Raw genomic sequence first — 11,477 nt, 5'->3', positions numbered from 1 at the left:
CGAGGACGATATGATGGATATGGAACTCTTTATCTTGGCGAGCACGGCCACGGATTTTACCGTCGAAAAAAATCAGTTCAAACGCATCAGGTCAGCATTGCAAATCGCGGCATTTGCACTTGTCGCCGCATGTGCAGTTGGCCATTTTACTGAACCTCCTGCTACGACTACCCAGCTGGCGCAAAAATGATGTTGCAAATCAGCGAACCGCAATCTATAACGCCTGAGCCGACTGCATTTCTCCGCCTCGGATTTAGGCCGTTCTATTTTCTTGCATCGCTCTTCGCCATCGTATCGATTCCCTTATGGCTAATGAGCTACTACCGCGTGCTGCAACATAATGGGGTAAATGTCGTTTGGCACATGCACGAAATGGTCTTCGGATTCGCTGTGGCAGTAATTATCGGATTCCTCTTCACCGCCGCCAGGAACTGGACAGGTCTCTGGACACCGCGTGGTCGAGTTCTGGCAGCCTTTGCACTTTTGTGGATGGCCGGTCGGTTCGCAATGTTGACGGGACAAGCTGTGACTGCAACATTGCTTGACCTACCCTTCATTCCTGCTGCGGCTTTTGTGCTGTTTAGAGTCATCTATCGCAGTGGCAAATTACGCAATTTGCGCTTGGTAGGTGTCCTTGCGCTTCTGTCGCTGTGCAACCTTTGCTATCACCTTGCCGCGTTAGGGCTGACTGACTTCGACACAACGAAACCGCTACACGCCTCGCTGTTAGTGTTAATCATAATGTGTACGGTGATGGGCGCTCGGGTCATTCCTGGATTTACCGCGAACGCCACACTGACGAAAACCGTCTCGCATCCGAAAACTGACGTGTTGGCGCTCTGCCTGATGGCTGCATGCTTTGTTTCATGGGTGGCTTCGGCGCAGGGCGTTATCACATCCACCCTTTGCTTCCTTGGCGCGGCTTGTCATCTGTTCAGAATGCGCGACTGGAACACGCTAAAAACTGCGCGGCATCCACTACTCTGGATTTTGCATCTGTCTTACGCATGGATAGGGATAGGTACATGCCTTCTTGGTCTCGCATCGCTCGGCTTAGCTAGCGCTAGTAGCGCACTGCACGCGATGTCTATCGGTGCTATGGGCAGTCTTGTCATCGGCATGATTACAAGGACTACGAGGGGACATACCGGGCAGATGATGGTGACCACCTTACCAGATGTTTTTGTGTTCACTAGTATCCAGCTTGCGGCAGTCTTTAGATTATCTGCGAATTATGTTGCTGCTGATATGCGAAGTTTCTGTCTAATTGCATCTGCTGCGTTGTGGAGCGTAGCATTTTTAGGCTACCTCACCAAATACGCTCCATTACTGTTTCGGCCTCGTATCGACGGGCGCCCAGGTTAGGAAAAATAATGAACTTCCAAGCTCTCTCATTCTTCTTTTGCTCACTTTGGGCGGGCCTCGTACTAGGCATATCATTTGTCGCGCAGCCTGCAAAATTCAACGCTGCAGGCTTGACCAGGCCAGTCGCATTGTCTGTTGGACGTCGAATTTTTCGCGCGATGCATTGGACAGAAGTTGTCATTGCTCTTGGCTCTTTCTCTGCCGGGCTACACGGCGGAGGCAAACACCTCTACCTCATCATCACTAGCTCCGCAATATTAACGATACAAGTTACTCTGCTAATGCCAAGACTTTCAAAGCAGGTAGACATGGTTTTGACGGGTGTTCCACTGAACAAAGGTTACGACCACGCCATCTATGCAGCACTTGAGCTTGGAAAGTTTATCGCACTTATCGCTTACTCATTCCTTCTCACACTTGCCTGAGCCAGAAAATAAGTTATGGTCAATTTACCCACTCGCGACGCTATCGAATTAGTCGTTTCAAACTTTTATGACGATGTTCGGAACGATGACTTACTTTCGCCAATCTTTGATTCCAAGCTCGGCGGAAATTGGGACGCACATGTCGAGCGTTTAGTACAGTTTTGGTGCAACATTATTCTTGGCACAAATGAGTACAAAGGTAGCGTCTACAGAAAGCACATGGAGATTTCGGGAGTTACAAAAGAACATTTTGTACGTTGGCTGCAACTCTTTGAGCGAAATGCGTCCTCTCAGTTTTCCGACGAAGTCTGTTCTGAAGTGATGCAAGTAGCTAATCGCATAGCTACTAGCCTCCAGTATGGAATGCTTAGTGAGATGTAAACACCTGGTCGACATCATCGTCACAACAAAAGCTTGTATGTAGCTGCCGCAGCTTTGCTAACGATACCGTCTCGATGTACGCCCCGTATACCTTGGTGCCAATTTTCGGAAAAAAGCGGGTACCAATGGCACGGCGAACATTTCTCTGTACCATCATGTGTAAAGACATCGACCGCTCTCAGACAGTTATCTCGGCGGTGCGTTCGGTGCGGTACATCCTCGATGATGCGCCAACATCTTTCAATATATGCAATCAAACTATTCTTTGTCGGATTATCCGACGGTAGCTCAAGTTAAGAACGACACGTTCTTACGCGCGCTGTTACGTCAGCCAACGTCGCACACGCCCGTCTGGCTTATGCGTCAAGCAGGCCGTTATCTCCCTGAGTATCGTGCAGTACGCAAAAGCGCTGGCTCGTTCCTAGGGCTGGCAAAGAACCCTGCTCTAGCGGCGGAAGTCACGGTTCAGCCTACTGAGCGCTATCCGGTCGATGCAGCTATTGTTTTTTCAGACATCCTTACGGTGCCAGATGCAATGGGGCTTGGACTTCACTTCGTAGAGGGTGAAGGACCCAAGTTCGAACGCCCACTTCGCGACGAGGAAGAGATTTTCTCTCTACGCCCGCCTAAAGACGGCTCTCTCGACTATGTATATGAAGCTGTCCGACAGTCGCGCCTCGCTCTCCATGGCCGCATACCTCTCATCGGCTTCTCAGGAAGTCCGTGGACGCTGGCCTGCTATATGGTCCAGGGAGCGGGGTCGAAAGACTATCACGTCGTAAAGCAGATGCTATACAGCCGTCCAGACCTCATCCATCACATTTTGCAAGTTAACACGCTTGCCATTATCGACTACCTGAACGCGCAAATCGACGCTGGTGCTCAAGCGGTCATGCTGTTCGATTCTTGGGGTGGCATCCTTAGCGGCAAAGCCTTCGAAGTCTTCTCTTTGGACTACATGCGGCGAGTCATCAACGGCCTAACAAAAACTCGAAACGGCCAACGCATCCCGAGCATTGTGTTCACAAAAGGCGGTGGCCAGTGGGTGGAACAAATTGCAGACCTCGGGTGCGACGCTGTTGGCCTTGACTGGACCTCTAGCCTTACGGAAGCCCGGGCGAAAGTCGGGAACAAGGTAGCCCTTCAGGGAAATCTCGACCCTGCTGTTTTGCTTGCCACTCCCGACAAGGTGATTCGTGAAGCTCGCCGTGTCCTCGACGACTTCGGCCTGCCTGATAAGGGAGTTGGGCACGTGTTCAATCTAGGGCACGGAATATCGCAATTCACGCCACCTGAGAACGTCTTGGCTATGGTGACGGCGGTGCATGAGTACAGCGCTATGCAGCGCAAACAGACGAAATCCAAGACTGATGAAGACGGAGCGAAAAATGAACACCTTACTTAACGCGGTAGGAACTGAATCGACCCCAAGTCCAGAAGCGATGGTCGATGCACTCAACAATACCTTTGGCAAACACGTCGGCAAGCGAGCATCGCATGCGAAGGGCTTTTGCGCCGCCGGCACTTTTACCCCGGATGTGGGAGCTGCGCGATTCGCAAACAGCGAGTTCTTCAAAACCGATACCGCGGCAGCGGTCGTGCGCTTTTCTGTCGGCGGTGGTAACCCAGGCGTTTCCGACAAGAGCCGGACCGTGCGTGGGATGGGGTTGAAGCTGACGGCTGGCGGAGAACACTGGGACCTGGTGTTGGTCTCCGAGCCAGTTTTCTTTGCTGCTACCCCTGAATCCTTCGTGAGCTTCCTTGAGGCACGCGTTGCGGACCCAGCTACGAAGAAGCCGAATCCCGCTAACGTCGCGGCACATAACGAGAAGTTCCCCGATGGGAAACTTCAGCCGGCGCTGCTCGCTTCGCACGGCGCACCGAGCTCGTATGCGCACACTCCGTACTTCTCGAACAATGCATTTGTCTTCCATAACGCCGATGGCGAGCAGGTAACTGCGCGACTAGTTGTCGAGCCAGTACAGGGTACGAAATACCTTACGGAAGAGGAAGAGGCGAATTTCCCAGATAACTTCCTAGAAGCAGAGCTGTCGTCCAGGCTTAAAGTTGAGGAGGTAAGGTTCGTAATTTATGCGCAGTTGCCAGCACCGGGCGATTCCCTCACTAACCCTAGCCAGCTGTGGCGCGGTGAGGAAAAGATTGCTCTGGGCACGCTCCTCGTCGACAAAGTAGCGCCTTTTGATACCTGCGATAACTTGGTCTTCTCGCCGTTCAATCTTCCGGCGTCGATTACGCCCACCGCCGACCCTATCCTCGCTTCCCGCGACAAGCCCTACGGCATTTCGTTTGAAAGGCGCCAACCAGCTCCCTGCTGCTGACCTTCAGCGGCGGCTACCTTGCCTGTTACACGACACAAAAGCCTCCGCCTGCAACGGCGGAGGCATAGGCCACTCGTCCTAGCTGTAAGACCTTGCGTTGAGTAACTGAATGAGTCAATAAGAAAGATTATATGGACACGGTATCTCTCCTCCTATCAGCCTTTGTGCTCTCCGTGACAGGGCTATTCATCTTCATTTGGTCATTGCGAAAGAAGCTGTTCGATGCCTCGCCAGCAGCGGCAAAAGTGATTTTTGCCGACAACGAAATTGGAATCGGCGAAGAACCGGCAGCGACAAGCGCACAGACTGATGGTCTGACTCGTCATAACGAACATGTTGGTCAGACTTCGCTGAGGACTTCTCAGAAGGAGGCTCTATCCAATGACTTACGCGAGAGAGCTCTTGCTGACAAATCATCAGCCTTCGTTGTGTTCATCTTTCTCTCATGCGCCGTGGTTTGGTTGGTCGTAGCGTCGCTCGCAGGCCTTACCAGCTCTTTAAAACTTCACGAGCCTGACCTGCTCACGCAACAAGCGTGGCTGACCTTTGGCCGCCTTCGCACGATTCACCTGAATGCAGTCGCGTACGGCTGGTCTCCAATGGCAGCGTTAGGGATTGCAATCTGGCTGCTCCCCCGGCTGCTGAAGACTAAGTTGGTAGGAGGTCGCTACGCTATCGTAGGGTGCATGTTGTGGACCGCCGGCCTCATCGCAGGCCTGGGTTGTATTGCCGTCGGCATCAGCGACGGTATGGAATGGCTTGAGATTCCATGGCAAGTGGACATCCTCATAGTTGCGGGTGGCGCCTTGGTCGGCCTTCCGTTGGTATATACCCTTCAGAGTCGTAAGGTTGACCACCTGTACGTCTCTATCTGGTACATGGGCGCCGCCCTCTTCTGGTTCCCGATTCTGTTCTTAGTCGCCAACCTGCCAGCCTTTCACATCGGCGTCGAGCAGGCGACTATGAACTGGTGGTTTGGCCACAATGTCCTTGGCCTTTTTTACACGCCGATGGCTTTAGCGGCCGTCTATTACTTCCTGCCGAAAATTATTGGACGTCCAGTTCAGTCCTACAACCTGTCACTCCTGGGGTTTTGGACCTTAGCGTTCTTCTACGGCCAAGTTGGTGGCCACCACCTGATTGGCGGCCCAGTTCCAGGCTGGTTGATTACGCTGTCCATTGTCCAAAGCGTGATGATGTTGGTGCCCGTCATATCGTTCTCGATAAACCAGCACATGACCATGCGGGGACACTTCAAGAAGCTCGTCTATTCACCAACGTTACGCTTTATCGTCCTTGGCGGAATGATGTACACCTTGAGCTCTGTACAAGGTTCTCTCGAAGCTCTGCGTAGCGTGAACACCGTTACCCACTTTACGCACTTCACGGTGGCTCATGCGCACCTCGGGCTGTACGGATTTTTCACGATGGTAATGTTCGGCGCCATCTACTTCGTAATGCCACGTGTCATGTCGTGGGAGTGGCCTTACCCCAGCCTAATTGCGGCTCACTTCTGGCTCGTCGTCGTCGGGTTCTCGATTTACTTCGTGGGACTCACGATTGGCGGATGGCTGCAGGGACTCGCTATGCTCGACGCCAAGAAACCCTTCATCGAATCAGTCATTGTCACCCTTCCGTACCTCAAGAGTCGCTCCTTGGGTGGCTCGATTATGACTCTAGGCCATCTCATCTTCGCAGGTCACTTCGCTGCAATGGCATTCCGGTACGGCCCCAAGCGGACATCTGCAGCTCTCCTCCATGTTCGCGAGGACAGTGGTGATAGCAAAACGCTTGTGGGAGCCTAACCATGCAAGACGAACTCAAACTGTTTGGCGGCGCAATGGTGACGCTGGCCTTGGCGACCGGGGTCCTGGTGATTGTTCCGTTTTTCCAAATCAAACGTGTAGAGGCGCCGGCTGCCCTGAAGCCATATACCGCGGCGCAGCTACGCGGTCGCCAGGTCTACATCAATAACGGATGCATCTACTGCCACTCGCAACAGCCTCGCGACAAGGCCCAAGCACCCGATGACAAACGCGGCTGGGGCCGGGCCTCGGTCGCCGGCGACTACGCGTATGACGTTCCGCACCTGTTAGGCACGATGCGAACAGGGCCCGACCTTTTCAATATTGGAGCTCGCCAGCCAAGCGCTGACTGGCATCTCGGGCACCTTTTCCAACCGCGTGCCTACACGCGCGAGTCAATCATGCCCTCATACCCGTACCTGTTTGATGTCAAAGACGCAGCAGAGCCAGGAGACCGGGTCGTAACTATGCCGGAAGGTTTTAACCCCGCCGGAAAAGTCGTTGTTGCGAAATCGGAGGTTTTGGACCTGGTCGCATATTTGCAGGGCTTGGACCATACCTATCCAGTCATCAACACCAAGAACAAGTGATGGTGGCGCAATGACCAAACAGCAAAAGCATCTCTCTCGTGAGCGCGAAAATCCGGACCCACACGAGAAGAACAACCCTATTCCCATCGCAGTGTTGGCGGTGGTCGTTAGCCTGTTTGCTTGGGCAGTCTATTACATTGTGACCACTCAACATGATGACGACCCAACGCTCGGCGACAGGCGCACCCTGGCAACCCTCCAAGGGAAACCGAAAGGTGCCACAGCTTCCGCGAACGGTGCAGAACTGTACGCAGCGAACTGTGTCGCGTGCCATCAAGCGACCGGAACGGGCATTCCCGGGGCGTTTCCTCCACTCGCCGGCTCCGAGTGGGTACTCGGCGACGAGAAGGTCCTGGCCAACATTCTTTTGCACGGGGTCACTGGCAAGCTCACGGTTAAACAGAGCGAGTACAACGGCGCTATGCCCACGTTTAAGGACAAGCTCGATGACAATGAAATTGCGGCGACGCTGTCTTACGTGAGAAGCAATTTCGGGAATTCCGCTGGCCCAGTGACGGCTGACATCGTTAAATCAGAACGCGACCAGAGCAAAGAGCGCACAACGCCTTGGAACGGCGATGATGACCTATCAAAGCTCAAGCATTAAGGGCACTTTCGTCGCCTGCACAATTGTCGCTGCTATTGCGATAGCAGCGCTCGACCATGTGACGCTCGGCTTTCGCGTAACGGCGACGGAAGACGGTCGGCGTCTGCAGCTGCTCGACAGCCCAGTTGAGCTACCAGGCTCGAAGTTGTTCATGCCCTTGCCTGTAAACCTGAGAAGTGAACTGCAAAGCGATGGGCGCGTCGCGGTGATTTCCTTCTTTTACAGCCAGTGCATCTCGATTTGCTCCGTGCTAGGCACTCAGAATCAGCAACTGCAGGGCGAGATACTTGCCCGGGGATTAGAGAAGAAAGTTCGGTTGGTTAGCATCAGCTTCGACCCGCGCGACACGCCCGCAGTGTTGAAGAATTACTCGGTGCGTCAGCACAGCAAACCAGAAATTTGGCGCTTCGCAAGCGTTCCGGCCGGACGAGACCGAGACAACCTCCTCGAGTCGTTTGGCATTGTCGTTCTACCGGTGCCACCGAGCGACTATCAGCACAATGCAGCGTTTCATGTCGTGGATTCACAGGGGCGCCTGCGTCGAATTTTCGACTTAGCTGAACAAGAGGCGGCACTGGAATTTGCCGCGGGTCTTGCGAGGGACAGCCGGAATGAAAAGTGAAAAGAGACAGCTAATCGTTGGCAGCGGCGCGCTGATACTAGCGGCAATTACTCATAATTGGCTAGAAGCGTCGATGGCCAGACACATGCTTGTCCAACTTCCGGCACTGTTTATCGCGGGTTGGCTTATGTTTGGACACACCAATCTCATCAAATTTTTCGCGAAGATTGACGCACATGGACTGACGTCATTTGTTTTTATACTATCAGTCAGCAGCTATTGGATGATACCGCGCGCACTGGAGCTGAGCATCAGGTCGTCCTCGTATGAAACGGCGAAATTCATCACGATAATCTTTGCGGGAGCACTTACGCCCTCAGCACTTAAACGTGCAAATCAGATTGTTCAGCTATTTTTCCTTGGCAATTTTTGCGCGATGGCGGCAATTTTCGGCCTATTGTACCAAGACCAGTTTAAGCAATTGTGCAACGCCTATACCGTTGACGACCAAGCGTTAGCCGGTGTCGGCCTCGTGATTATCGCTTGCACTATCCCGTTGTTCTGGTTTGTTTTTCACTACCGAACAATTATCGATACAACGCCTACTGAAATCTAGGCACATATTTTTCTTAACCATGAAAATATGAATTACTGGAGAAATCATGCAAACCTTACCTACTTCTGTTTCACTTTATAAGAGCACGCCAGAATTCAACGAGAATACTGTCCCAGCGGCGCTGCAACGCGACCATACAACGGCAGCAGGGGTTTGGGCGACAATCAACGTCATTGAGGGCCAGCTGGACTACTGCATTACCGAACCATCAGTGGAGAAACACAATCTTACGCCTGGAACTCAAGGAGTCATCGAGCCTCAGATGAAACACTTCGTCAAGCTGTCTGGCCCGGTAAAATTTCGAGTAGATTTCTATCGCTGACATTGTGTATGAAGAAGCGTCTGGCTCCACCCACCGTTAATAATGGTAGGCAGGGCTTTCAACAAGCTGGTATCGGCAAAAACCTCGTACGGATTGCCCCCGTGATGTCCAGGTACTGCAAGTGGATAACCTCACCGATGTGCGAGCAGGATGCCCGTAAATGCATATCCTGCAACTTGTTACATCACTAAGCAATGGCTACCTCAGATAAACTGATTTACCGATGGCTACGCGCTGTAAGTCGCACTCAAGGCTTGGAGAAACGCCAGCAATCTCACACTACCTCTGGATTTCCCAACAACAGTAATTACGTAGGTGGTGCATCGTTTAGCTTAATCCTTGGAATGGTCGGCTTAGGTATGTCATTGAGAACGGCGGTTAAGCTCTGGTCCATTCCGTCTGCAATCGCTGAGTTACAGCTAGCCCTAAGTTTCGGGCTGTGGCTATGGCTGATTCGCAAGTATCTAGCAAAGCTACTTCGCAATTACAAAAGCACATTAGAGGAATTTGACGACCCTGTATTTGGCAGCACCGGGGCATTGATTGGAATTTCCACACTGGTGCTTGTACCTGGCTTAGCTGTTTATTCTCGAGCAACAGCTGTGGGCATGACGGTATTAGGCATCGCTTTCCATCTATATTTTTCGATACGTCATACGTTCACATTATGGGTGGCCGACAGGGATAGCGACGATGTAACGCCCGCACTATATTTGCCTGACGTCGCAGGAAATTTCACAAGTGCCTCGGCTCTTGCGGTCCTTGGGCTGCACGACTGGGCCTGGCTCTTTTTCGGTGCCGGTTTGCTTTCGTGGCTTTCGCTTGAGCCAATCGTCAAACGGAACATCTTCTACGGAGCGGGACTCCCAACAACGCGACGTCATACTGCAGGAATCCAAGCGGCCCCGGCCGTCGTTTGTGCGTCGTCCTTGCTAAATATCAGTCCGAGCATCGGACCAATCTTTCCGAGCATCCTAGTAGGTTACGCCCTTTACCAGATGCTTCATGCGCTGAGGCTGCTGCCTTGGCTCCGTGAGCAGCCTTTATCAAAAGCCCACTGGGCTTATACATTCGGGCTTACTTCTGCACTAAATTGCACGCTCAAGCTTGCGTTACTCGGTAACGCAGCGGCACATACAATCAGCTTGCCGCTTATGTTTTTAGTCAGTTCGTTTGTGTTGTATTTGTTCGCGCAGACCATAATACCTAAGCCCAATGGCATGAACTAAAGCGCAACATCCGCACATCCTTAAATCGTCACCTTGAACCAAAACACAATGACCCGCACAAATAAATTTCGCAAGCAGCATGACGAAATCCTTTCCACCGCCCTTGAAATCAACGGAATACTTGGCGACGCAATCAATGATAGCGAAGCTGAGACCATTAGGAAGTTGATGTCAAGACTCGCGGGCCTTGTGAGCGTCCACCTGGCGATGGAAGATAAAGCCCTCTACCCTCAGCTACTCTCAAGTACGAATTCTGCCGTTAACGCTACCGCGAATAAATTCATTCAAGAAATGGGCGCTATTGGCCAAAGCTTTGAAGGTTACATCAGAAAGTGGGCGACGACTCAGGCAATCAAGTCTAAGCCGGCAGAGTTTACTATTGAAAGCAAAGCGATATTCAACGCGCTAAGCAAACGCATTCATAAGGAAAACGTCGAGTTATACATGCTGGTTGACGAGATGTGAGGGCCGGGCTCACCACTCGTTAGCCAGTACGCCTGGGTGCACTAAACACCCAGCGCGTGAGAGCACTGCCATAGGGTACGAAGCATGTGCCTTAGCAATGCTTAGGCTGTCGTATCAATTACCGAGCCAACTAAACTTGTACGGTCAACCTTCGCAGGTTTTGTCGCAGTATCTGGGGAATCACTAGAAGCCGCTTCGCCGGCGGCCTTGACTTTGCTGGATACACCACCATTACCATTAGTCGCCTCGACATTTTCGCTCGAAGCTGAGTCCAACTCCGGATTTGGAATTTTTAATGCAGTACTCTTGTTTTTCTTGAGCTGCTCAACAGCTTCATGTTCGATAATCGACTTCTGAATAGCGTCGATTTCACGTTGAACGCTGTCCATCTGGTGCAATATCTCGCGTAGAATTTCTTGTTCTTTGGGACCAGAAGTCTTTGGATGTGCCAACTCGTCCTGATAGCGCTCTCCAATTGCTTGGAGTTGTTTCTGCAGATTGCGAATATTTCGCATTGCAGTTGCAGTAAAATCTTCAGCGGCACCGCCACCGGCGGTAGCTCTCAAATGCGCAACAAGTGTGGCAGATGTATGTTTATTTATTGGCTTCATAAGCAATAGTCCAAACCTCCAATATTAAGGAATTCTATCGCGTTACAACGCAAAAGTTGTCGGAAAATTGTCAAGACACAGAGCAGCGCGAACCCGCGACCAATAAATTTATTAGTAGTTCTTAGCCGATAAATCGTTAAGAGACAGCTCTTATTCAAGG

General features: G+C 51.9%; 15 protein-coding genes. 14 read left to right on the top strand and 1 reads right to left on the bottom strand.

Annotated elements, in window-relative coordinates; genetic code table 11:
* Positions 1–10 precede the first annotated feature (10 nt).
* From AC1DOP_RS01235 to AC1DOP_RS01170, 14 genes are all read left to right on the top strand, one after another.
* Positions 11–190 carry a hypothetical protein gene (locus AC1DOP_RS01235; protein ID WP_477249271.1) on the top strand — a complete coding sequence of 60 codons (180 nt, stop codon included), beginning with the start codon at positions 11–13 and terminating at the stop codon, positions 188–190.
* On the top strand, positions 187–1,365 hold the full coding sequence (locus AC1DOP_RS01230; RefSeq protein WP_477249269.1) for an NnrS family protein: 1,179 nt from the start codon (positions 187–189) through the stop codon (positions 1,363–1,365). Before AC1DOP_RS01235 ends, AC1DOP_RS01230 begins: the two co-directional genes overlap by 4 nt.
* Positions 1,366–1,373: 8 nt before the next feature.
* Complete coding sequence (locus tag AC1DOP_RS01225; RefSeq protein ID WP_477249268.1) at positions 1,374–1,790, top strand: hypothetical protein; 417 nt, start codon at positions 1,374–1,376, stop codon at positions 1,788–1,790.
* Positions 1,791–1,805: 15 nt separating this feature from the next.
* The gene (locus tag AC1DOP_RS01220; protein WP_477249266.1) at positions 1,806–2,171 is read left to right on the top strand and encodes a group III truncated hemoglobin; all 366 of its coding nucleotides are present in this window, start codon (positions 1,806–1,808) and stop codon (positions 2,169–2,171) included.
* Between the two features lie 247 nt (positions 2,172–2,418).
* Positions 2,419–3,576: a uroporphyrinogen decarboxylase gene (gene hemE / locus AC1DOP_RS01215; protein WP_477249264.1), complete on the top strand. Its 1,158-nt coding sequence runs from the start codon at positions 2,419–2,421 to the stop codon at positions 3,574–3,576.
* Positions 3,560–4,510 carry a catalase family peroxidase gene (locus AC1DOP_RS01210; protein ID WP_477249262.1) on the top strand — a complete coding sequence of 317 codons (951 nt, stop codon included), beginning with the start codon at positions 3,560–3,562 and terminating at the stop codon, positions 4,508–4,510. The genes hemE and AC1DOP_RS01210 overlap by 17 nt, the downstream gene beginning before the upstream one ends.
* A gap of 131 nt (positions 4,511–4,641) precedes the next feature.
* A complete protein-coding gene (locus AC1DOP_RS01205) occupies positions 4,642–6,315 on the top strand; it encodes a cbb3-type cytochrome c oxidase subunit I (protein ID WP_442123039.1) in 1,674 nt (557 codons plus the stop codon).
* A gap of 2 nt (positions 6,316–6,317) precedes the next feature.
* Positions 6,318–6,905: a cbb3-type cytochrome c oxidase subunit II gene (locus AC1DOP_RS01200; RefSeq protein WP_477249260.1), complete on the top strand. Its 588-nt coding sequence runs from the start codon at positions 6,318–6,320 to the stop codon at positions 6,903–6,905.
* A gap of 10 nt (positions 6,906–6,915) precedes the next feature.
* Positions 6,916–7,512, top strand: coding sequence for a c-type cytochrome (locus tag AC1DOP_RS01195; protein WP_477249258.1), 597 nt, complete (start codon positions 6,916–6,918; stop codon positions 7,510–7,512).
* Positions 7,484–8,134 carry an SCO family protein gene (locus tag AC1DOP_RS01190; RefSeq protein WP_442123042.1) on the top strand — a complete coding sequence of 217 codons (651 nt, stop codon included), beginning with the start codon at positions 7,484–7,486 and terminating at the stop codon, positions 8,132–8,134. The genes AC1DOP_RS01195 and AC1DOP_RS01190 overlap by 29 nt, the downstream gene beginning before the upstream one ends.
* Positions 8,124–8,690, top strand: coding sequence for a hypothetical protein (locus AC1DOP_RS01185; RefSeq protein ID WP_442123043.1), 567 nt, complete (start codon positions 8,124–8,126; stop codon positions 8,688–8,690). Before AC1DOP_RS01190 ends, AC1DOP_RS01185 begins: the two co-directional genes overlap by 11 nt.
* 46 nt (positions 8,691–8,736) lie before the next feature.
* Positions 8,737–9,012, top strand: coding sequence for a TehB family protein (locus AC1DOP_RS01180; RefSeq protein ID WP_442123044.1), 276 nt, complete (start codon positions 8,737–8,739; stop codon positions 9,010–9,012).
* A gap of 194 nt (positions 9,013–9,206) precedes the next feature.
* Positions 9,207–10,241, top strand: coding sequence for an SLAC1 family transporter (locus AC1DOP_RS01175; protein ID WP_477249255.1), 1,035 nt, complete (start codon positions 9,207–9,209; stop codon positions 10,239–10,241).
* 48 nt (positions 10,242–10,289) lie between these two features.
* The gene (locus AC1DOP_RS01170; protein ID WP_477249253.1) at positions 10,290–10,706 is read left to right on the top strand and encodes a hemerythrin domain-containing protein; all 417 of its coding nucleotides are present in this window, start codon (positions 10,290–10,292) and stop codon (positions 10,704–10,706) included.
* A 101-nt stretch (positions 10,707–10,807) separates the two neighbouring features.
* On the opposite strand, the gene AC1DOP_RS01165 is transcribed toward AC1DOP_RS01170, so the two are convergent.
* Complete coding sequence (locus AC1DOP_RS01165) at positions 10,808–11,317, bottom strand: hypothetical protein (protein WP_477249251.1); 510 nt, start codon at positions 11,315–11,317, stop codon at positions 10,808–10,810.
* Between the last annotated feature and the right edge of the window lie 160 nt (positions 11,318–11,477).

This window comes from Massilia sp. 01N410 (assembly GCF_056399665.1).
The sequence above is the reverse complement of the archived record's forward strand: the minus strand, read 5'-3'. Positions and strand labels throughout refer to the sequence as shown.